Source organism: Microbacterium sp. NPDC007973 (assembly GCF_042958465.1).
Taxonomy (GTDB): domain Bacteria; phylum Actinomycetota; class Actinomycetes; order Actinomycetales; family Microbacteriaceae; genus Microbacterium; species Microbacterium galbum.
Genome location: NZ_JBIBJJ010000003.1, coordinates 452,045 through 473,884, shown reverse-complemented (window position 1 = coordinate 473,884; position 21,840 = coordinate 452,045). Strand labels below are relative to the sequence as shown.

Genomic DNA, 21,840 nt, shown 5'->3' with positions numbered 1-21,840 from the left:
CGTCGTTCGTCGGGGCCGGCGCGAGATGCGACCGTGGATGAACACGCGGGCGTCCCGTCTCACCGGGAGCCGGTCACGTACCCCGGGCACGCGAACGCCCCGCCCCGGTGATCGGGACGGGGCGTCGGACTCCGCGGGTCAGGACCCGGCGCGGTGGTGCAGCCAGAGCACCCCGAGCGGCGGGAGGGTGAGAGTGGCGCTCCCGCGGCCGTCGGTCGTGACCGTGCCGAGGTTGCCCTGGCCGGAACCGCCGAACACCTCGGCGTCGCTGTTGAGCACCTCGGTCCACGATCCGGATTCGGGCAGGTCGAGCGGGAAGTCGGTGAGCGGGACGCCGGAGAAGTTGCACACGACCGCGATCGTGTTGCCGTGGTGGTCGCGACGGGCGAAAGCGAGCACGTTCGGGTTCCACGCGGGCGCGCCGAGACGCGAGAAGGCCGCTCCGTCGTGGTCGCGCGACCACAGCGCCGCCTGGTCCTTGTACACGCGGTTCAGCTCGGCGACGAATTCGTGCAACTGCTTGTGGGAGGGCTGGTCGAGCATCCACCAGTCGATCGATCGGGACTCGGACCACTCCGACATCTGGCCGAACTCCTGGCCCATGAAGAGCAACTGCTTGCCCGGGTGGCCCCACATGTACGCCAGGAAGGCGCGCATGTTGGCGAGCTTCTGCCAGTGGTCTCCCGGCATGCGGCCGAAAAGGCTCCCCTTGCCGTGCACGACCTCGTCGTGGCTGATGGGCAGGACGAAGTTCTCGCTGAAGGAGTAGACGAACGAGAACGACAGCTCGCCCTCGTGGTGCGACCGGTACATCGGATCGCGACCGATGTACTGCAGCGAGTCGTTCATCCACCCCATGTTCCACTTGAAGCCGAAACCGAGTCCGGCGTGCGACGTCGGGGCGGTGACGCCGGGGAAGCTCGTCGACTCCTCGGCGATGAGAGCGATGCCGGGGTAGCGCTTGTAGGACGTCGCGTTGACTTCCTGCAGGAAGCGGATCGCCTCGAGGTTCTCGCGACCGCCGAACTGGTTCGGTGCCCATTCGCCGTCGTTGCGCGAGTAGTCGAGATAGAGCATGGATGCCACGGCATCCACGCGCAGACCGTCGACGTGGAACTCCTCGAACCAGTACAGCGCGTTCGCGACGAGGAAGTTGCGCACCTCGTTGCGGCCGTAGTCGAAGATGAGCGTGCCCCAGTCCTTGTGCTCGCCGCGGCGGGGATCGGGGTGCTCGTAGAGGGCCTCGCCGTCGAAGCGGGCCAGGGCGAAGTCGTCTTTCGGGAAGTGCCCGGGGACCCAGTCCATGATGACGCCGATGCCGGCCTGGTGAAGACGGTCGATGAGGTAGCGCAGGTCGTCGGGGGAGCCGAAGCGGCTCGTGGGGGCGTAGTAGCCCGACACCTGGTAGCCCCACGACCCACCGAAGGGGTGCTCGGCGAGCGGAAGGAACTCGACGTGGGTGAAGCCCTGAGCGCCGACGTAGGCGATGATCTCGTCGGCCGCGTCGCGGTACGAGAGTCCCTGCTTCCACGAGCCGAGGTGCAGCTCGTAGATCGACATCGGGCGGTCGATCGGCGCGGTGCGGGAGCGCTCATCGATCCAGTCGTCGTCGGCCCAGGCGTAGGCGGAGTCGGTGACGACCGACGCGGTGGCCGGGGGGACCTCGGCGAGGCGCGCCATCGGGTCGGCCTTCTCGATCCACTGGCCACCGCGGGTGAGGATCTCGAATTTGTAGCGGGCGCCGATCCCGACGCCGGGGATGAAGAGCTCCCAGACGCCGCTTCCGCCCATCGAGCGCATCGCGCTGCCCGACCCGTCCCAGCCGTTGAAGTCGCCGATTACGCGCAACGCACGGGCGTCGGGCGCCCACACGGTGAAGGCGGTGCCCGAGGACCCGTCGAGTTCGCGGACGTGCGCTCCGAGCACGCGCCACAGCTCCTCGTGACGTCCCTCGGTGATGAGGTGCAGGTCGAGCTCGCCGATGGAGGGGGCGTGGCGATAGCCGTCATCGGCCGCATGCTCCGACCCGTCGTACGACGCGCGTACCAGGTAGGCCCCGGGGAAGGCGTCGACCGCGGCCTCCCAGATGCCCCCGCGCACGTGCTCGAGCGGAACCGGGGTGCCGTCGGCGAGCTCGGCGACGACGGTCGCGGCGAGGGGGCGCCGCGAGCGGATGACCCACCCGTCGCCGGTCTCGTGCACGCCCAGCACGCTGTGCGGGTCGTGGTGGGAGCCGTGGGCCACGGCATCCAGGATCTCGGGGGAGAGGGAGGTCATCGGTTCTCCTTGACGTGCAGGATGTGCACGGGCTCGCTGAAGGCGTCGAGGCGGACGAAGTTGTGGTCGGCCCAGGTCCAGACCTGGCCGGTCACGAGGTCTTCGACGTCGTACGACGCGCCGGGTTCGACGCCGAACGCGGTCGTGTCGAGGTGGACGGTGGTCTCGCGCGCCGAGTGCGGGTCGACGTTGGCGACGACGATCACCGTGTCGGAGGTGCCGGTGGGGCTGAGGGCGGCATCCAGGTGCTTGGAGTACACGAGGATGGCGTCGTCGTCGCTCCAGTGCACCTGCAGGTTGCGCAGCTGACGGAGGGCCGGATGGGCGCGGCGCGCGGCGTTGAGCATGCGCAGGTAGGGGGCGAGAGAGTCGCCCGCCGCCTCGGCGCCCGCCCAGTCGCGGAACTTGTACTCGTACTTCTCGTTGTCGATGTTCTCTTCGGAGCCCGGGCGCGCGATGTTCTCGTACAGCTCGTACCCGGCGTAGACGCCGTAGGTGGGGGCGGCCGTCGCGGCGATCGCAGCGCGGATCTTGTAGGCCGGGCGCCCGCCGAACTGCAGGTACTCCGTGAGGATGTCGGGAGTGTTGACGAAGAGGTTCGGCCGCAGGAAGTCGTCGGTCTCGTGGGCGAGGCCGCCGAGGAACTCCTCGAGCTCTTCCTTCGTGTTGCGCCAGGTGAAGTACGTGTAGCTCTGCTGGAACCCGGCCATCGCCAGACCCTGCAGGGGTGCCGGACGCGTGAACGCCTCCGCCAGGAAGACGGCATCGGGTTCTTCCGCGCTCACCGTGGCGATGAGCCACTCCCAGAACTGCAGCGGCTTGGTGTGGGGGTTGTCGACGCGGAAGATGGTGACGCCCTGCGCGATCCAGTGGCGCACGATGCGCAGCACCTCGGCGCGGATGCCTTCGGGGTCGTTGTCGAAGTTGACCGGGTAGATGTCCTGGTACTTCTTGGGCGGGTTCTCGGCGAACGCGATCGAGCCGTCGGGGAGCGTCGTGAACCACTCGGGGTGGTCTGCGACCCACGGGTGGTCGGGCGAGGCCTGCACAGCGAGGTCGAGGGCCACCTCGATGCCGTTCCGGCGCGCGGCGGCGACGAAGGCGCGGAAGTCCTCGAGCGTGCCGAGGTCGGGGTGCACCGTGTCGTGCCCGCCCTCCGCGGCGCCGATGGCCCACGGCGAGCCCGGGTCGCCCGGCTGCGTGACGAGCGTGTTGTTCGGACCCTTGCGGTTGGTCACGCCGATGGGATGGATCGGCGGGAGGTAGAGCACGTCGAAGCCCATGTCGGCCACGCCGGGGAGGCGATCGACGGCGGTGCGGAACGTGCCGCTGATCACGGATCCGTCGTCGCGGCGCGTGGCGCCCTCCGAGCGCGGGAAGAACTCGTACCAGGCGCCCACGCCGGCGCGCTCGCGCTCGACGACCAGCTCGGCGTCCTTACCGACCGAGACGAGTCCCATCATCGGCCGGACCTCGAACAGCGCGGCGATCGCGGGGTCGCGCACGATCTGCCGGGCGGTGTCGTCGTGCACCTCCGGGTCGCGCAGCGCGCGGGCGGCGTCGTACAGGCGGTCCTTATCGCTGCCGGGGCGCTTCTTCTCGCCTCGGGCGCGGTCGAACAGCTGGGCGCCCATCTCGCGCATGAGCGCGGTGTCGACACCTGCGGCGATCTTCAGTTCGGCCGCGTGCTCCCACGTCGCGAAGTCGTCGGCGAACGACTCGAACCGGAAGCGCCACACACCCTGCTCGAGCGGGGCCACGAGGGTCGACCAGCGATCGAAGCCGTCGTTGAGGGGGCTGAGTCGATGCAACGACTCGTCGCCCGAGGGCGAGAACAGTCGCACCTGCACGCCGATGCGGTCGTGTCCCTCGCGGAATGCGGTGACCGTGAAGGGAACGGCTTCGCCCACGTACGCGGAGGGGCGGAACCGCCCACCCGGGACGCTCGGGTGCGGCAGCGCCATCGGGATGCGCGGCGTGACGACGCTGCGCGAGGTCGGCGTCGGCTTGACCGGACGCACGGGAATCGAGGCGGCGCTGCGCCAGGGCAGCTCGGGCGAAGGAGTCGTCGTGGTGGCCACGGTCCGAACCTACCGCGGGCCACCGACGTTGCCGCATCGTTTCGCGCGGCCTTGACAGGGCGCTGCGGTTACTCGACGCGGAACAGCATCATCGACGCGCCCGTCACCGGCACGACGTCTCCCGCGGCGAACCGCGCCGGGGCGGACGTGGGCGTCTCGTCGGCACTGGACCACAGGGCGAGGTAGGCGAGGTCGGGCTCTCCGTCGATGCGCGGCAGCACGATCTCGGTGTCCGCCTCGGTGCCGTGCACCACGAGGAGCACGCGATTCGGGTCCTCGTCCTCGGGCGTCGAGGTCGCGAGGTACTGCAGCGTGCGGTGGGCGGGGTCGTTCCACCGGTCGCTCGACATCGTGTCGCCGCGCTCGTCGAACCACTCCATGACGGATGCCGAGGGGATCCGCTCCCCGAGCCGGGCGAAGCGGCGGGGGCGCAGGGCGGGGTTCTCCCGCCGCACCTGCAGCAGGCGCTGGGTGTGGGCGAACAGGTCGCGCTGCCAGGGCGCGAGGTCCCACGACAACCACGTCAGGGCGGAGTCGTGGCAGTAGGCGTTGTTGTTGCCGCGCTGCGTGCGCCCCATCTCGTCTCCGGCCGTGATCATGGGGACCCCGGCGGACAGCAGCAGGGTGCCCATCAGGTTGCGCATGGCCTTGCGTCGCGTGGCGAGGACGCGCTCGTCGTCGGTGCGGCCCTCGGCACCGTGGTTGAACGAGCGGTTGGTGTCGGCACCGTCGCGGTTCTGCTCGCCGTTGCCCAGGTTGTGCTTGACGTCGTACGACACGAGATCGCGCAGCGTGAAGCCGTCATGGGCCGTGACGAAGTTGACGCTCGCGAGCGGGCCGCGCTCCTCGCTGAACGTGTTCGACGAACCCGCGAGCCGGGTGGCGAACCCGCCCACGCCGACCGGGGCGGTGTCGGCGCGGCGCGCGTAGTCGATGTCGCTCAACCAGAAGTTGCGCACGCGGTCGCGGTACCGGTCGTTCCACTCCAGCCACCCGGGGCCGAAGTTGCCGGTCTGCCATCCGCCCATGCCGACGTCCCACGGCTCCGCGATGAGCTTCGTGTCCGCGAGCCGCTCGTCGTCGCGGATGGCCGTGAGCAGCGGGTGATCGGGGGTGAAGGAGTGATGCGCGTCCCGCCCGAGCGTCACCGCCAGGTCGAAGCGGAAGCCGTCGATCTGCACGTCTTCCGACCAGTAGCGGAGCGAGTCCAGGACGAGCCGGGCCGCGGCATCCGTCGAGGTGTTCACCGCGTTGCCGCATCCGGTCTCGTCGATGTAGACGCCCTCGGCCGTCTGCCGGTAGTAGGCGCGGTTGTCGATCCCGCGCAGGCTCGTGCGGGGACCGCCGATGCCCTCTTCGGCGGTGTGGTTGTAGACCACGTCGAGCAGCACCTCGAGCCCCGCCTCGTGCAGGAGCTTGACCATCCCCTTGAACTCGCGCAGCACCGCGTCGGGGCCCTCGGCGCGGCTGGCGGCCGTGGCGTAGGGCGCGTGCGGGGTGAAGAAGTTGAGGGAGTTGTAGCCCCAGTAGTTCGACAGTCCGAGCTGCAGCAGGCGCGGTTCGGTGGCGAAGGCGTGCACGGGCAGCAGTTCGACGCTGGTGACCCCGAGCGAGAGCAGATGGTCGATCATCGCGGGGTGCGCGAGGCCCGCGTACGTGCCGTGCAATGCCGGGGGGATGAAGGGATGCCGCTTGGTCAGGCCCTTCACGTGCCCCTCGTAGATCACCGTGCGGTCCAGGGGCACACGGGGCTTGGCCGACGAGCCCCAATCGAACGAGCCGTCGACCACGACCGAGCGCCAATCGCCGAAGCTGCCCGACACGAGTCCGCGCGAGTACGGCTCGATCAGCAGCGACTGCGGGTTGAAGGTGTGTCCCGGTCCGTGCGGTCCGCCCACGCGGATCGCGTACCGTGCCCCGGGCCGCAGGAGCGGCGTCGACGCCTCGAACACGCCCCCGCCCACGGGAGTCATCGTGATCGTCTCGGTGGCCCAGTCGAGGTCGACATCGTCGAAGACGAGCAACTGCATCGCGTCGGCGGCGCCCGACCACACGCGCAGCGTCCCGCCGTCGGGACCGAGACGCACCCCGAGGTCGTCGAGCGCGGGGGTCAGCAGGCTCGGTCGGGTGGAGGAGCGGGCGGGGAGGGCAGTCTCGGGTCGGACCATGCGTCTTAGGGTAGTGAAGACGGACGGCGGAGCCGGGAGGGTGGCGGATGCGGGTCTACCTCGATCACGCAGCGACGACGCCTCTTCGCGCAGAGGCGCGGGAGGCCTGGCTCGCCGCGCACGAGGTGCTCGGCAACCCCTCGTCGATCCATGGGGCGGGTCAGGATGCGCGGCGCCTGCTCGAAGACGCCCGTGACGGTCTCGCCGAGGTCCTGGGATGCCAGAGCATCGAGGTCGTGCTGACCTCGGGTGGCACGGAAGCGGCGAATCTCGCCCTGAAGGGGCTCTGGTGGGCGCGCGAGCCCGGCGCCCGTGCCCTGGTGCTGCCCGACGGCGAGCACCACGCGACCCTCGACGTCGTCGGCTGGCTCGCGGCGTCGCAGGAGGCCGAGGTCCGCTCCGTGCCGCTCGACCCGGTCGGGCGCATCGACGGCGACTCCTTCGCGGCCGCCCTGCCCGGGGCCGCTCTCGCGACGGCGCTCGTGGCCAACAACGAGGTCGGGACGATCCAGGATGCCGCGGGCCTGGCGGCAGCGGCATCCGGTGCCGGAATTCCCCTGCACCTCGACGCGGTGTCGGCGCTCGGGCAGATCCCGGTCGACTTCTCCGCGTGGCGCGGGGCCGGCTCGGCGCGCGGGGGACTGGTCGCGATGTCGGCGTCGGCGCACAAGGTCGGCGGACCCGTCGGCGTGGGCGCCGCCGTCGTGTCGCGGCACGCCACGATGACGCCGCTCCTGCACGGCGGCGGTCAGCAGCGCGGGCTCCGCGCCGGGACGCAGGACGTCGCGGGTGCGGCCGCCTTCGCCGCCGCCGCACGAGCGGCCGAGGCGGAGCGCGAGCAGGAGAGCGCGCGTCTGGCGGCCCTGCGCGACCGTCTGGTGAGCGGCATCCTGCAGTCCATCCCCGCCGCGCGGCTGCTGGGCGACCCCCACGACCGTCTTCCCGGCAACGCGCACGTGCTGTTCCCGGATGCCGCCGGCGAGACGCTGTTGTTCCTGCTCGACATGGCGGGGGTCGCGGTCTCGACAGGGTCCGCCTGCCAGGCCGGGGTGGCCGAGCCCTCGCACGTGGTGCTCGCCCTGGGCTACGACGACCGCGCGGCGCGATCGGTGCTGCGCTTCACCCTCGGGCACACCTCCACGGCCGATGACGTCGAGTCCGTTCTCGCCCGGCTCCCCGACGCGTACGCGCGGGCCGTGGCATCCGGCGCATCCGGCGCCCGTTCAGCGGGCCGTTCGTAGACTGGGACGATGCGAGTTCTGGCGGCGATGAGCGGAGGCGTGGACTCCGCGGTGGCGGCGGCCCGCGCCGTGGAGGCCGGTCATGACGTGGTCGGTGTGCACTTGGCGCTCTCGCGGGCCGGCGGGACTCTTCGCGCCGGGAGCCGCGGCTGCTGCACGATCGAGGACGCCATGGACGCGCGTCGCGCGGCCGACAAGCTAGGGATGCCGTTCTACGTCTGGGACTTCTCGGAGCGCTTCCGCGACGACGTGATCGACGACTTCGTGTCGGAGTACCGCGCGGGACGCACCCCGAACCCGTGCATGCGGTGCAACGAGAAGATCAAGTTCGCCGCCCTTCTGGAGCGGGCGATCGAGCTCGGCTTCGACGCCGTGTGCACCGGGCATTACGCCACCCTCGTCGACACTCCGGCGGGTCGCGAACTGCACCGGGCCTCGGATGCCGCGAAGGACCAGTCCTACGTGCTCGGCGTGCTGACGGCCGAGCAGCTCGCGCACACCTACTTCCCGCTCGGGTCGACCCCCTCGAAGGCGGTCGTGCGTGCGGAGGCCCAGGCCCGGGGACTCACCGTCGCGCACAAGCCCGACAGCCACGACATCTGCTTCATCCCCGACGGCGACACGCGCGGCTGGCTCGCCGACAAGGTCGGCGCCGAGCGCGGTGACATCCTCGACCGCACGGGCGCCGTCGTGGGCACCCACGAAGGGGCGCACGCCTTCACCGTGGGGCAGCGACGCGGACTGCAGCTGGGGGTTCCGGCATCCGATGGGAAGCCCCGGTTCGTGCTCGAGGTGCGCCCGGTGAACAACACCGTCGTGGTGGGACCGAAGGAAGCCCTGGCCTGCAGCGAGATCGCCGGGGAGCGCTTCACCTGGGCGGGCCGCGCGCCGTCGGCGTCGACCTTCGCCTGTCACGTGCAGATCCGGGCTCACGCCGACCCGGTGCCGGCCGTCGCCGTGCTCGAGGACGGGGTCGTGACCGTGCGACCCGAGACGCCGTTCGACGGTGTCGCACCCGGGCAGACCGCCGTGCTGTACGACGGGACGCGCGTGATCGGTCAGTTCACGATCGACCGGACGGTGTCGGCGGTTCCGGTCGAGGTCTGACGCGTTCGACGTCGCAAGGTGGTGCGCGCCCAGGGTGGAACGGCGCGCGGCAAGGGCCGCGGCGATGTCGGAGGCCCTCCCTAAGCTGGATGCCGTGACTGAGCTCCCCGACATCCCCCTCGACGCGGCGCGCGACGAATGGACCGACCTGGCCCAGCGCGTGCTCGACGCGCGCGACGCGTACTACGGGCGCGACGCCGAACTCGTCGACGATGCGACGTACGACGGATGGATGCATCGGCTCGAGGCGCTGGAGCGCCGCTATCCCGAGCTGCAGGGGCAGGACAGTCCGACGCAGTCCGTCGGAGCCGCCGAGGCGACCGACCTCGTGACGATCGAACACGCCGAGCGCATGCTGAGTCTCGACAACGTGTTCTCACCCGACGAACTGCGCGATTGGGCGGTCAAGACGCAAGCGTCGGCGGGCCGGCCCGTGCAGTGGCTCAGCGAGTTGAAGATCGACGGGCTCGCGATCAACCTCCGCTACGAGAACGGCGTCCTGACTTCGGCGGCGACGCGCGGAGACGGCCGCGTCGGCGAGATCGTGACCGAGAACGCCCTGCGCGTGGCCGGCATCCCTCAGGAGCTGTCGGGCGAGGGGCATCCGGCCCTCGTCGAGGTGCGCGGCGAGGTGTTCATCCCCGTCGCCGCGTTCGAGAACCTCAACCGTCTGCAGGGCGAGTACCGGGAGCGCGCGATCGCCGAGGCGCGCGAGCGCTCCGCGGGACGACGCGGAGGGCGGGCGTTCGACGAAGAGAAGGCGGAGCTCGCCGCGGCGCGCCGCTTCCCGGCCTTCGCGAATCCGCGCAACGCGGCGAGCGGCGGGCTGCGGCAGCAGATCGAGAAGAAGAGCGGTCTCGAGCTCGAGGCCGGGCTCGCCCGTATCGCCTCGCTGGCCCTGTACGTGCACGGAATCGGCGCCTGGCCCGATCCGCCGGTGGCGGCGCAGAGCGAGATCTACGATCTGCTGAAGGGATGGGGCCTGCCGACCTCGCCGTACAGCAAGGTCGAGGCCTCGATCGACGGCGTCCTCGACTTCGTCGCCCATCACGGTGAGCATCGGCATGACGTCGAGCACGAGATCGACGGTGTCGTCGTCAAGGTCGACGAGCTGGCCCTCCACGACGAGCTCGGCGCCACGAGCCGTGCGCCCCGCTGGGCGATCGCGTACAAGTACCCGCCCGAGCAGGTCAACACGAAGCTGCTCGACATCGTCGTGTCGGTCGGCCGCACCGGGCGCGCCACGCCGTTCGCCGTGATGGAGCCCGCCAAGGTGGCCGGCAGCGTCGTGCGCCAGGCGACGCTTCACAACCAGGACGTCGTGAAGGTCAAGGGCGTGCTCATCGGCGACACCGTCGTGCTGCGCAAGGCGGGCGACGTCATCCCCGAGGTGCTCGGTCCCGTCGTCGAGCTGCGCGACGGCACCGAGCGGGCCTTCGTCATGCCCGCCGACTGCCCGGAATGCGGCACGCCGCTGCGGCCGGCGAAAGAGGGCGACATCGACCTGCGGTGCCCGAACGCGCGTTCGTGCCCCGCGCAGGTGCGCGGTCGCGTCGAGCACATCGGCTCGCGCGGTGCCCTCGACATCGAGGCGCTCGGCGAGGTGACGGCCGCCGCCCTCACGCAACCCGAGGTTCCCGAGCGCCCGCCGCTCGACACCGAGGCCGGGCTGTTCGACCTCACCGTCGACGAGCTGGTGCCCATCGAGGTCGTCGTGCGCGACTCCGAGACGGGGGAGCGCAAAGTCGACGCCGACACGGGCGAGCTGGTGCGACGCGCACCGTTCCAGAAGCTCGGCCCCGCGACCTACCCGCCCGGGTCCGAAGACCTCGACCCGGCGGAGCGCCGCCGACGTGGCATCCGGAAGGACTACCGCGAGGTGCGCCCCTCGGAGCAGGCGACCAAGCTGCTCGCCGAGCTGGAGAAGGCCAAGACCAAAGACCTGTGGCGCCTGCTCGTCTCCCTGAACATCCGTCACGTGGGTCCGGTCGCCGCTCGCGCCCTCGCGCAGTGGTTCGGATCGCTGGACGCCATCCGCGCGGCCACGCGGGAAGAGCTCGCCGCCGTCGAGGGGGTCGGCGGCATCATCGCCGACGCGGTGATCGATTGGTTCGAGGTCGACTGGCATCGCGAGATCGTCGAGCGCTGGCAGGCGGCCGGCGTGCGCTTCTCGATCCCCGGCCACCCGGGCCCTGGGGCCGCCGCCGCGGCGGGGGGCGTGCTCGCGGGCGTCACCGTGGTCGCGACCGGTTCTCTCGACGGCTACACGCGCGAAGGAGCTCAAGAAGCGATCATCTCGGCGGGTGGCAAGGCCGCGTCGAGCGTGTCGAAGAAGACGGACTTCGTCGCCGCCGGCCCGGGTGCCGGATCCAAGCTCGCCAAGGCCGAGGAGTTGGGGCTGCGCATCCTCGACGCGGCGCAGTTCAAGATCCTGGTCGAGCAGGGGCCCGCCGCGCTCGACGGCGCGGGGTCGGAGGGTGACGCGGAGGCGCCGACCGAATGACGGGTAAGGGCGGGGCCGAAGCCCCGCCCTTACCCTTTGCGGGACCGCAGCCCCGCCCTTCCGGCTCGCGGGACCGCGGCCCCGCCCTTCCGGCTCGCGGGACCGCAGCCCCGCCCTTCCGGCTCGCGGGACCGCAGCCCCGCCCTTCCGGTTGCTGCCCGTCAGCCGGCGCAGGCCGTGCCGGCCTGTGTGAAGCTCTCCTGCAGTGCGGTGATCTGCTCACCCAGCCCACTCGCTTTGCTCGGGTCGGCCATGACCCCCTCGAGGAACGCGACGTACTGGTCGAGGGTCTGAGTGGCGTTCTGTGCCGCGGGGGCGATCTCCGCGTTCGTGATCTGCGAGAAGTCGCCCTTCACCTTGCTCGCGAGCTCCTTGAAGCGGGTGACCGCAGCCTGGGGATCCGACGTGTCGATGTCGCCACTGGCGGAGGTGACGTCGTTGAACGACGTGATGATGATCTGGCAGGCGTCCTGCTTCGACTGGTCTCCGGCCGGCGCGACCGATGCCTGCGACGGCGTCGGGGCGGAGCTCGAGGCGACGCTGCTCGGCGCCGAGCTCTCCTGCGCGGTGGAGTCGGCATCCGAGGATCCGCCCCCGGAACACCCCGCCAGAAGCAGAGCGGTCGCGGCGACGGCGGCGAACGAGGCACGTTTGATGATCATGTGAGTCCCCCCAAAGGTCACGGCCGGGTCAGGGATCGGCCCGTCGCCCCACGGTAGCGAAGCCGCGATCATCGGCACGGATCCGGCTACCCCCTTGCGCGGAGCGGGTCGCATCCCCTCGGACGGTAGCGCGCCGAAGCCGGTCGCCGGGCAGCCCCGCGGCGCCCCCTCAGTCCGCCAGCAGCGTCTCCCGCACCTGACGGCGCAGGACTTTGCCGATGAGCGAGCGCGGCAGGTCGTCGACGATCACGATGCGACGGGGCACCTTGTACGGCGTCAGGATGCCGCGCGCGAACGCCCGGACCGCTTCGACGTCGAGTTCGCCGGCGACGGTCGGCACGACGGCCGCGACGACCTCCTCGCCCGAGTGCTCGCTCGGCAGGCCCACGACGGCGACGTCGGCGACGCCGGGGTGCTGACGCAGCACGTTCTCGACCTCGGTGGGAGCGACGTTGAACCCGCCGGTGATGATGAGCTCCTTGATGCGGTCGACGATGCGGACGAAGCCGCCCTCGTCGATCGTGACGATGTCGCCGGTGCGGAACCAGCCGTCGACGAACACCGCGTCGGTCTCCTCCGGCTTGCCGTAGTAGCCCGAGAACACCTGCGGTCCGCGCACGAGGAGCTCGCCGCGCTCGACGTCGGTCCGCGGGTCGTCGGGGTCGACGACCCGGCACTCGGTTCCCGGCAGCGGGAGTCCGACCGTCCCCGCGACACGGTTGTCGGCGACGGGGTTGGCCATGAGCACGGGGGAGCACTCGCTCAGCCCGTACCCCTCGACCAGGTATCCGCCCGTGGCCTCCTCGAAGGGGACGACCAGCTCGTGCGGCAGCGCCATGGCGCCGGAGATGGCCACGTCGGTGCCGGCGAGCGACACGCCCCGCTCCCGGGCCGCGGCCATCAACCGCTCGGCGATGGGGGGAACGAGCGGCAGAAAGGTCGCCGGATGCTTCTTCGTCACGGCGAGCACGAGGTCGGCCTCGAACTTCGGGAAGAGCACGAGCCGGGCGCCCATCGACATCGCGAAGGTGAGGCAGAGAGTGAGGCCGTAGGCGTGGAACATCGGCAGCACCGCGTAGACGACGCATCCCTCTCCCCGTACGATCTGCGGGACCCAGGCCCGCGCCTGCGCGGCATTGGCCAGCAGGTTGGCGTGGGTGAGCATGGCGCCCTTGGGCGTGCCCGTGGTGCCGCTCGTGTACTGGATGATGGCGAGGTCGGACGTGACCGGGCGCGGATGCGAGGCGGGCAGAGGTGCGTGGCGCACGACGTCGTCCCAGTCCACTGCGCCTTTGGTGGCGGCGTGCAGAGCTGCGCGGGATTCGCGGGCCCTCGCGACCGGCAGACGCAGCGCGAGACGCGTCGTCCATGGCATCGCCCGGGTCACGTCCACCGAGATGAGGGTGTCCAGGCGCAGATCGGCCGGGAACTCCTGCACGGTCGCCACGACCTTGCTCCACACGATCGCGTGCTTCGCCCCGTGGTCCTCGAACTGCTTGCGCAGCTCCCGGGCGGTGTAGAGCGGATTGTGCTCGACCACGACCGCTCCGAGCCGCAGCACGGCGTAGAACGCGACGATGTGCTGCGGGCAGTTGGGCAGTACGAGCGCCACCGGGTCCCCCGCACGCACACCGTGCGCGGCGAGGGCCGCCGCGGCGCGCGCGATCTGCTCCGACATCTCGGCGTAGGTGGTCTCGCGTCCGAAGAACTGCAGGGCCGGGGCGTCGGGGTAGTCGCGCGTGGAGGCGTCGACGATGTCGAGGAGCGACCCCGTCTGCGCTTCCAGGTCTTCGGGCACCCCCGCGGCATAGCTCGAGGTCCAGGGTCGCGGCGGATCGAAGCTCGTCACCCGGCCAGCCTAGGGCGGCATTGCGGTGGGAGCCAGGCGGCGCGCGACGGGGAGGAGACCGTCTGCGAACTAGACTCGGGGGGTGTCTGAAATCACTCCTGATCTCGTGCGCCATCTCGGTGTGCTCGCCCGGATCCAGTTGAGCGACGAGGAGGTCCAGAGCCTCACCGGCCAGCTGGATGCCATCGTCGACAACATCGCGAAGGTGTCCGAGGTGGCGACCCCCGAGGTCGTCGCGACGAGCCACCCGATCCCGCTCGAGAACGTCTTCCGCCCCGACGTCGTGCAGCAGCAGCTCACGCGCGAGCAGGTGCTCCAGAACGCCCCCGACCAGGCCGACGGCCGTTTCCGTGTGACCGCGATCCTGGGAGAAGAGCAGTGACCGACCTCACTCGCCTGACCGCGGCCGACCTGGCCGCCAAACTCGCCTCGTCCGAGGTGTCGAGCGTCGAAGCCACGCAGGCGCACCTCGACCGCATCGCCGCCGTCGACGGCGACGTCCACGCCTTCCTGCACGTGAGCGATCACGCGCTCGAGGTCGCCGCCGACATCGATCGCCGCCGCGCCGCGGGCGAGCAGCTCCACGAGCTCGCCGGTGTGCCGCTCGCCGTCAAGGACGTGCTCGTCACCACCGACATGCCCTCCACGAGCGGATCGAAGATCCTCGAGGGCTACATGTCGCCCTACGACGCCACGGTCGTCGCGCGCTCCCGTGCGGCCGGCCTCGTGCCCCTCGGCAAGACGAACATGGATGAATTCGCGATGGGCTCCTCGACGGAGTTCTCGGCCTACGGTCCCACCCGCAACCCCTGGGACCTCGATCGCATCCCCGGAGGCTCCGGCGGCGGGTCGGCGGCGGCCGTCGCCGCGTTCGAGGCGCCCCTGGCCCTCGGCTCCGACACCGGCGGCTCGATCCGTCAGCCCGCGCACGTCACCGGCACGGTGGGCGTCAAGCCCACGTACGGCGGGGTCAGCCGCTACGGCGCGATCGCCCTGGCATCCAGCCTCGACCAGGTGGGTCCGGTCACGCGCACCGTCCTCGATGCGGGCCTGCTGCACGACGTCATCGGCGGGCACGACCCGAACGACTCGACCTCGCTCTCCGACGCCTGGCCGTCGTTCGCCGCCGCGGCGCGTGAAGGCGCGACGGGGGAGGTTCTCAAGGGCCTGAAGGTCGGCGTCATCCGCGAGCTCGACGACCGTGGCTTCCAGAAGGGCGTGTCGGACTCGTTCCGCGCGTCGCTGGCGGCCATGCAGGCCCAGGGGGCCGAGATCGTCGAGATCAGCGCCCCGCACTTCGAGTACGGCGTCGCGGCGTACTACCTGATCCTCCCCGCGGAGGCGTCGAGCAACCTCGCCAAGTTCGACTCGGTGCGCTTCGGTCTGCGAGTCACGCCGCAGGGCACCCCCACGGTCGAGAACGTCATGGCCGCGACGCGCGATGCCGGGTTCGGTCCTGAGGTCAAGCGCCGCATCATCCTCGGCACGTACGCGCTGTCGGCGGGTTACTACGACGCGTACTACGGCAGCGCCCAGAAGGTGCGCACGCTCATCCAGCAGGACTTCGACGCCGCCTTCGCACAGGTCGACGTCATCGCGACTCCGTCGGCTCCCACCACGGCGTTCCGCCTGGGAGAGAAGCTCGACGACCCGCTGCAGATGTACCTCAACGACGTGACCACGATCCCGGCGAACCTCGCCGGCGTCCCGGGCATCTCGATCCCGAGCGGCCTGGCGGACGACGACGGGCTGCCCGTCGGCATCCAGTTCCTCGCCCCCGCCCGCGAGGACGCGCGTCTATACCGCGTCGGTGCCGCGCTCGAGGCGCTGCTGGTCGATCAGTGGGGCGGACCGCTGCTCGACAAAGCCCCTTCTCTCACGAACGGAGCGTCCCTCTGATGGCCAAAGACGCACTCATGGACTTCGACGAGGCGCTCGAGCTGTTCGAGCCCGTCCTCGGCTTCGAGGTGCACGTCGAGCTGAACACGGCGACCAAGATGTTCTCGGCGGCGCCGAACCCGGCGAACGAGGCCCACCACGGAGCCGAGCCCAACACGCTCGTCGCCCCGGTCGACATGGGCCTGCCGGGTGCACTGCCCGTGGTCAACGCCGAGGCGATCCGCTCCTCGATCAGCCTGGGTCTCGCCCTCGGCTGCTCGATCGCGCCCTCGAGCCGGTTCGCGCGGAAGAACTACTTCTACCCCGACCTCGGCAAGAACTATCAGATCTCGCAGTACGACGAGCCGATCGCCTTCGAAGGCTCGGTCGAGGTCGAGCTCGAAGACGGCACCCTCGTCACCGTGCCGATCGAGCGAGCCCACATGGAAGAGGATGCCGGCAAGCTCACCCACATGGGTGGCGCGACCGGTCGCATCCAGGGCGCCGAGTACTCGCTCGTCGACTACAACCGCGCGGGTGTGCCGCTCGTCGAGATCGTCACGAAGCCGATCTTCGGCGCGGAGCACTCCGCTCCGGCCCTCGCCAAGGCGTACGTCGCGACGATCCGCGACATCGTCCGCGGTCTCGGCATCTCGGAGGCGCGGCTGGAGCGCGGAAACCTCCGCTGCGACGCGAACGTCTCGCTGCGCCCCCGCGGGCAGGAGAAGCTGGGCACACGCACCGAGACGAAGAACGTCAACTCCATGCGCTCGGTCGAGCGCGCGGTGCGGTACGAGATCCAGCGTCAGGCCGCGATCCTCGCCAAGGGCGGGACGATCACGCAGGAGACGCGCCACTGGCACGAAGACACCGGTCGCACCTCTCCCGGTCGCCCCAAGTCGGATGCCGACGACTACCGCTACTTCCCCGAGCCCGACCTGCTGCCGGTCGTGCCCGCGCCCGAGCTGATCGAGGAACTGCGCGCCGCGCTGCCGGAGCCCCCGGCCGCTCGCCGTCGTCGCCTCAAGGCCGAGTGGGGCTTCACTGACCTGGAGTTCCAGGACGTCGCGAACGGCGGGCTGCTCGACGCGGTCGCCGACACGATCGCCGCGGGCGCCGCCCCCGCCTCGGCGCGCAAATGGTGGACGGGCGAGATCACGCGCGTCGCCAATGCACAGGAGCGCGACGCCGCCGACCTCGTGTCGCCCGCGAACGTCGCCGCGCTGCAGAAGCTCGTCGATCAGGGAACGCTCACCGACAAGCTCGCGCGTGGGGTGCTCGAGGGCGTCATCGCCGGAGAGGGCACCCCGCAGGAGGTCGTCGACGCCCGAGGCCTCGCCGTGGTCTCCGACGACGGGGCGCTCATCGCCGCGATCGACGACGCCCTCGCCGCCCAGCCGGACGTGCTCGCGAAGATCCGCGACGGCAAGGTGCAGGCCGCCGGCGCCGTCATCGGGGCGGTCATGAAGGCCATGAAGGGCCAGGCCGATGCCGCGCGCGTGCGCGAGCTCGTGCTGGAGCGCGCCGCGCAGTAAGACACCGGATGCCACGGCTCACCCTCGCTCGGGTGGGGCCGTGGCATCCGTCGTTCGCGGGGGCGGTCCGCGGGGTGCCGACGGGGGATCGTCCACCCGCCCTCGGTCAGCCGAGCCGCGGAAACGCGACGGAGCAGGGGCAGATCGCCGTAGGCGGATCGCTGACTCAAGGGGTCGTCGCCCGCGCCGACCTCGATGTCGGAGGTCCGGGGGACAATGGATCCCATGGGACGCGGAGACGGCACGGGGCGCATCGTCTCGCGACCCGACGCCGACGACACGGGCACGGGCATCCTGCACGTCGACATGGATGCCTTCTTCGCGTCGGTGGCCGTGCTCGACGATCCGTCGCTCGCGGGCAAGCCCCTGATCATCGGCGGTTCCGAGGGGCGCGGCGTCGTCTCGAGCGCCTCGTACGAGGCACGCCGCTACGGCGTGAAGTCCGCCATGCCGGTGGCGATCGCACTGCGCCTGTGCCCCACCGCGATCGTGGTCAACCCGCCGTACCACCGCTACACAGAGATGTCGCGGCAGGTGATGGCGATCTTCCACGACGTCACTCCGCTGGTCGAACCGCTCTCGATCGACGAGGCGTTCCTCGACGTGCGCGGGGCGCGTCGGCTGTGGGGGAGTCCGGGCACGATCGCGCGCGACCTGCGAGCCCGCGTGCTCGCGGAGACCGGTCTCACGTGCAGCATCGGCGTCGCGGCCACCAAGCACGTCGCCAAGATGGCCTCCACCATCTCCAAGCCCGACGGCCTGCTCGTCGTGGCGGCCGCCGACACGGAGGCGTTCCTGCGGCCGCGGTCCGTCCGCGCCCTCTGGGGAGTGGGGCCCAAGGCCGCCGAGGCTCTGGAGGCCCGCGGCATCCGTCTCATCTCCGACATCCTCGACACACCGCGGCACGCGCTCGATCAGGTTCTGGGGGCGGCGATGGGGGAGCGCATCTGGCACCTGTCGCGCGGGATCGACGCACGCGAAGTGCACACGGGTCGGTCCGAGAAGAGCGTCGGCCACGAAGAGACGTTCCACACCGACATCTCCGACACGCGCACGCTCCACGTGGAGCTGCGCCGCCTCGCCGACCGGGTCGGAGCGCGCCTGCGGATGCAGCAGTACGAAGCCGCGACGATCTCGATCAAAGTCCGCTTCTCCGACTTCACCACGTTGAGCCGCTCGCGCACGCTGCCCGAGCCCACCTCGGTCGGACAACGCATCGGCGACGCGGCGATCGACCTGTTCGACTCGATCGACCGCCGCCAGGCCGTCCGGCTGGTGGGGGTGCGTGGCGAGAAGCTCAAGCCGGCGGCCATGGCCGCGACGCTCTGGGACGACGACGCCGAATGGCGACGGGTCGAGGGCGCCCTCGACGGCGCGGCTGCGCGGTTCGGCCGCGGAGCCGTCACCCGTGGGTCGTTGCTGGGACCGTCGCGAGGGGGCGGCGCCCTGCCGACGAACCCGCGGCCGTCGTACGACCACTGACGACGAGCGAGACCCTCGCACGAGCCGTGACGGCGCGCAACGCCCTGTGGCCCGGCGAGGCGGGCCGCTACGGTGGGGGCATGCCCAACATCGCATTGGAACTCGGCAAGCAGGCCACCAGCTTCGGCGTCACCTCCGCGTACGGGGAGCAGCAGGACGTGGACGGCGTTCGCATCGTCCCCGTCGCACTCACCTGGGCGGGGTACGGCGGCGGCTCGGACGAGCAGGGCAACGGTGGAGGCGGGGGAGGCGGCTACACCCTCCCGCTCGGCGCCTACATCCGCCGCGGCGACGACCTGCGGTTCGACCCGAACCTCGTGTCGCTGCTCGCCGTCGGCATCCCGTTCGTGTGGGTCGCCGGTCGCGCGCTCAGCCGTGTCATCCGCGCCCTCAAGAAGTAACACGGACCCGGTCGACGAGGCCCTCGCCGCGGCGGTGGCCGCGGTCTCGGCGCGCATCACGGCGGTCGGCGCACCGAACCCGGCCGTCGTCATCGACGGACGCAGCGGCGCCGGCAAGAGCTCGCTCGCACGGCGGCTGGTGTCGGCGTGGCCCGGTCGCGGGCGCGTGCAGCTCGTCGCGCTCGACGACGTCTATCCGGGGTGGGACGGACTCGCCGAGGGCGTGGACTACGCCCGGGAGGTGATCCTGCTGCCCCATGCCCGTGGACTGCTCGGCGTCTGGGAACGGTGGGATTGGGAGGCCGGGACGCGCGCCGAGGCGTACGCGGTGGACCCCTCGCTTCCGCTGGTCGTCGAGGGGGCGGGCATCCTCACCCCCGAGGTCGCGCGGCTGGCGGACGTCTCGGTCTGGGTGGAGGCGCCGACCGACTCGCGCCGGCACCGCGCGCTCGCGCGCGACGGCGACACCTATCGCCCGCACTGGCGGCGCTGGGCGCTCCAAGAGGACGCCCACCTCGACGCCCACAGCCTGGCTGAGCGTGCCGACGTGCGCGTACGCATCCCCTGACACCTCCGCAGAGGCCGACCCGACCCGGGCTCAGGGGCGTTCGAGAGCGGCCATGAGGCCGTCGAGGCGATAGCCGATCCAGTCGTAGACCCCGAAGCGCGGATCGTCGGGCTGGTGATCGTCCTCGTCCTGGATGCCGAGTCTCGTGGCGAGCACGAGGCGGACCGCCGACAGCGTGCGCATCCACGCGAGGGCTTCCCCTTCGCCCAGGGCGACCGCGATGGTCGCATCCGGGTCGCCCGCGGGGGTGGGCTCACCGCCGTCGCCGCCCAGCGTCTGAAGGACGGTTGCGGCATCCTGGGAGCGCCGCTCGATCAGGTCGCCTCCGGTGAGCCGACGGAACTCGCGACTGGCGGCTTCGTCGTCGGGGTAGGCGTCGGGCATCAGTCGCGCCACGGCCGGGTCGTCGTCGGTGCGGGAGCCGGCCAGGAGATCGCGGAACTGCCCGACGATGCCGGCGAGGTGGAGGGCTTCGAGACCGCTGATCTCGAGGACGACGATCCGCTCGCTCACGAAGGGTCCTTCCTGACGGTGGCCCAGAGGCCGAAGTCGTGCATGGCCTGGGTGTGGGCTTCCATGACCTCGCGCGGACCGCGTGCGACGACGGCGTGACCGTCGTGGTGCACAGCCAACATGAGGCGGTGGGCCGTCGCGGCGTCGAAGCCGAAGTAGGTGCGGAAGACGTGGCTCACGTAGCTCATGAGGTTCACGGGGTCGTTCCAGACGACCGTCTGCCACGACGACGGCGGCTGGGCGTCGAGGTCGCGTTCGACGTCGGAATCCAGGTCGGGCGAGGCGAGGCCGGCCATCACGCCCACCCGAGTTCGTGCAGGCGGTCGTCGTCGATGCCGTAGAAGTGCGCGATCTCGTGCACGAGGGTGGTGTGGATCTCGTCGCGCAGGTCGTCCTCGTCGGCACAGGCGGCGAGGTGCGGTTCGCGGTAGACGATGATGCGGTCGGGCAGCTCGCCGACGCCGTAGCGGTCGCGCTCGGTGAGCGCCCATCCGTCGTAGAGCCCGAGGAGATCGAGCGAGCCGTCCTCGGGACGGTCCTCGACGACGAACACGACGTTGTCGAGACCCTCGACCATGTCGTCGGGGAGGCGGTCGAGTTCGTCGACGACGAGCTGCTCGAACGCCTCCGGCGACATGACCATCGCGGGGCGCGCGTCGACGTCGTCGTTCACGTGGCCTCCCGGGTGTCGAAGCGAGGGGCGGATGCCGCATCCGTGCGGGCGGCGTCCACCGAACGATTCTACGGGCGTGGGGGAGGCGGCATCCGAAAATGCAGAAGCCCGGCGCGATCTCGGCCGGGCTTCTACGAGTGGGGTGGCTAACGGGACTTGAACCCGCGGCCCCCGCGACCACAACGCGGTGCTCTACCAACTGAGCTATAGCCACCATGTGTCTTCGGAAGAAGACAACTGAAAGATTATGTCACACGTCGAGGGCGAACGACGACACGGCCGACGCTGACACGGCCTTCGCCTCGTCGCTCGTGGGGCCGGGCTGGGGCACGAACACGGCGGCACGGTAGTAGGCGAGCTCGCGGACGGACTCGCGGATGTCGGCGAGGGCGCGGTGGCCGCCGTTCTTCGCGGGGGCCTGGAAGTAGGCTCGCGGGTACCACCGGCGCGAGAGCTCCTTGATGCTCGACACATCCACGTTGCGGTAGTGCAGCCAGCGGTCGACGCGCGGCATGTACTTCGCGAGGAACATGCGGTCGGTGCCGATGGTGTTGCCGGCGAGCGGTGCCTTGCCTTCGACCGGCGCGAAGCGCTGGATGTACTCGAGCGTCTGGAACTCGGCATCCGCGAGGCTGACGCCGTTCGGGATCTCGTCGAGCAGTCCCGACGACCGGTGCATCTCGGTGACGAACTCACCCATGTTGGCCAGGGCGGAGTCGTCGGGCTTGATGACGATCTGGAAGCCCGGATCGAGCACGTTCAGCTCGAAATCGGTGACGACGACGGCGATCTCGACGAGCTCATCGACGCCGAGGTCGAGGCCGGTCATCTCGCAGTCGATCCAGACGAGCCGGTCGTTCTCGGAGGCGTTTACCATCCCCACATCCTACTGAGGGGGTGCG

18 protein-coding genes and 1 tRNA gene are annotated in these 21,840 nt (G+C 70.8%); 9 read left to right on the top strand and 10 right to left on the bottom strand.

What is annotated here, in order from left to right; all coding sequences use genetic code 11:
- Positions 1-138: 138 nt before the first annotated feature.
- The 3 genes from glgB to glgX form a co-directional block, all read right to left on the bottom strand.
- A complete protein-coding gene (gene glgB / locus ACFZA2_RS11265) occupies positions 139-2,277 on the bottom strand; it encodes a 1,4-alpha-glucan branching protein GlgB (RefSeq protein ID WP_391404557.1) in 2,139 nt (712 codons plus the stop codon).
- Entirely contained in the window at positions 2,274-4,241 is a 1,968-nt protein-coding gene (locus ACFZA2_RS11260) for a maltotransferase domain-containing protein (RefSeq protein ID WP_391405294.1), read from the bottom strand. The genes glgB and ACFZA2_RS11260 overlap by 4 nt, the downstream gene beginning before the upstream one ends.
- A gap of 185 nt (positions 4,242-4,426) precedes the next feature.
- Positions 4,427-6,526, bottom strand: a complete 2,100-nt coding sequence (gene glgX / locus ACFZA2_RS11255) for a glycogen debranching protein GlgX (RefSeq protein ID WP_391404554.1) — start codon at positions 6,524-6,526, stop codon at positions 4,427-4,429.
- Positions 6,527-6,573: 47 nt separating this feature from the next.
- On the opposite strand from glgX, the gene ACFZA2_RS11250 reads away from it, so the two are divergent.
- The 3 genes from ACFZA2_RS11250 to ligA all read left to right on the top strand — a co-directional run bounded on the left by ACFZA2_RS11250 (position 6,574) and on the right by ligA (position 11,377).
- Positions 6,574-7,767, top strand: a complete 1,194-nt coding sequence (locus ACFZA2_RS11250; protein WP_391404551.1) for a cysteine desulfurase family protein — start codon at positions 6,574-6,576, stop codon at positions 7,765-7,767.
- A 9-nt stretch (positions 7,768-7,776) separates the two neighbouring features.
- Entirely contained in the window at positions 7,777-8,874 is a 1,098-nt protein-coding gene (gene mnmA, locus ACFZA2_RS11245) for a tRNA 2-thiouridine(34) synthase MnmA (RefSeq protein ID WP_391404548.1), read from the top strand.
- A 64-nt stretch (positions 8,875-8,938) separates the two neighbouring features.
- Positions 8,939-11,377: an NAD-dependent DNA ligase LigA gene (ligA, locus tag ACFZA2_RS11240; protein ID WP_391404545.1), complete on the top strand. Its 2,439-nt coding sequence runs from the start codon at positions 8,939-8,941 to the stop codon at positions 11,375-11,377.
- A 161-nt stretch (positions 11,378-11,538) separates the two neighbouring features.
- On the opposite strand, the gene ACFZA2_RS11235 is transcribed toward ligA, so the two are convergent.
- Together ACFZA2_RS11235 and ACFZA2_RS11230 are read right to left on the bottom strand one after the other, a co-directional pair.
- On the bottom strand, positions 11,539-12,039 hold the full coding sequence (locus ACFZA2_RS11235; RefSeq protein WP_391404541.1) for a hypothetical protein: 501 nt from the start codon (positions 12,037-12,039) through the stop codon (positions 11,539-11,541).
- Positions 12,040-12,208: 169 nt separating this feature from the next.
- Entirely contained in the window at positions 12,209-13,888 is a 1,680-nt protein-coding gene (locus tag ACFZA2_RS11230) for a long-chain-fatty-acid--CoA ligase (protein ID WP_391404540.1), read from the bottom strand.
- A gap of 82 nt (positions 13,889-13,970) precedes the next feature.
- Here ACFZA2_RS11230 and gatC point away from each other — a divergent pair, with 82 nt between their 5' ends.
- The 6 genes from gatC (at position 13,971) to ACFZA2_RS11200 (ending at position 19,752) form a co-directional block, all read left to right on the top strand.
- Positions 13,971-14,270, top strand: coding sequence for an Asp-tRNA(Asn)/Glu-tRNA(Gln) amidotransferase subunit GatC (gene gatC / locus ACFZA2_RS11225; protein WP_056230955.1), 300 nt, complete (start codon positions 13,971-13,973; stop codon positions 14,268-14,270).
- Positions 14,267-15,787, top strand: a complete 1,521-nt coding sequence (gatA, locus tag ACFZA2_RS11220) for an Asp-tRNA(Asn)/Glu-tRNA(Gln) amidotransferase subunit GatA (RefSeq protein ID WP_391404537.1) — start codon at positions 14,267-14,269, stop codon at positions 15,785-15,787. Before gatC ends, gatA begins: the two co-directional genes overlap by 4 nt.
- Positions 15,787-17,301, top strand: coding sequence for an Asp-tRNA(Asn)/Glu-tRNA(Gln) amidotransferase subunit GatB (gene gatB, locus ACFZA2_RS11215; RefSeq protein ID WP_391404534.1), 1,515 nt, complete (start codon positions 15,787-15,789; stop codon positions 17,299-17,301). The genes gatA and gatB overlap by 1 nt, the downstream gene beginning before the upstream one ends.
- 225 nt (positions 17,302-17,526) lie before the next feature.
- Entirely contained in the window at positions 17,527-18,783 is a 1,257-nt protein-coding gene (locus ACFZA2_RS11210; RefSeq protein WP_391404531.1) for a DNA polymerase IV, read from the top strand.
- 80 nt (positions 18,784-18,863) lie between these two features.
- Positions 18,864-19,184: a hypothetical protein gene (locus ACFZA2_RS11205; protein ID WP_076675934.1), complete on the top strand. Its 321-nt coding sequence runs from the start codon at positions 18,864-18,866 to the stop codon at positions 19,182-19,184.
- A complete protein-coding gene (locus ACFZA2_RS11200; protein ID WP_391404528.1) occupies positions 19,159-19,752 on the top strand; it encodes a hypothetical protein in 594 nt (197 codons plus the stop codon). The genes ACFZA2_RS11205 and ACFZA2_RS11200 overlap by 26 nt, the downstream gene beginning before the upstream one ends.
- 30 nt (positions 19,753-19,782) lie before the next feature.
- On the opposite strand, the gene ACFZA2_RS11195 is transcribed toward ACFZA2_RS11200, so the two are convergent.
- From ACFZA2_RS11195 to orn, 5 genes are all read right to left on the bottom strand, one after another.
- Positions 19,783-20,265 (bottom strand): DUF2017 family protein, encoded by a 483-nt coding sequence (locus ACFZA2_RS11195; RefSeq protein WP_391404525.1) that lies wholly within the window; start codon positions 20,263-20,265, stop codon positions 19,783-19,785.
- Positions 20,262-20,561, bottom strand: coding sequence for an ATP-dependent Clp protease adapter ClpS (clpS, locus tag ACFZA2_RS11190; RefSeq protein WP_391404522.1), 300 nt, complete (start codon positions 20,559-20,561; stop codon positions 20,262-20,264). The genes ACFZA2_RS11195 and clpS overlap by 4 nt, the downstream gene beginning before the upstream one ends.
- Positions 20,561-20,908: a metallopeptidase family protein gene (locus ACFZA2_RS11185; RefSeq protein ID WP_391405291.1), complete on the bottom strand. Its 348-nt coding sequence runs from the start codon at positions 20,906-20,908 to the stop codon at positions 20,561-20,563. Before ACFZA2_RS11185 ends, clpS begins: the two co-directional genes overlap by 1 nt.
- A 168-nt stretch (positions 20,909-21,076) precedes the next feature.
- Positions 21,077-21,152, bottom strand: a tRNA-His gene (locus ACFZA2_RS11180).
- Between the two features lie 36 nt (positions 21,153-21,188).
- Positions 21,189-21,815: an oligoribonuclease gene (gene orn, locus ACFZA2_RS11175; RefSeq protein ID WP_315995557.1), complete on the bottom strand. Its 627-nt coding sequence runs from the start codon at positions 21,813-21,815 to the stop codon at positions 21,189-21,191.
- Positions 21,816-21,840: the final 25 nt, after the last annotated feature.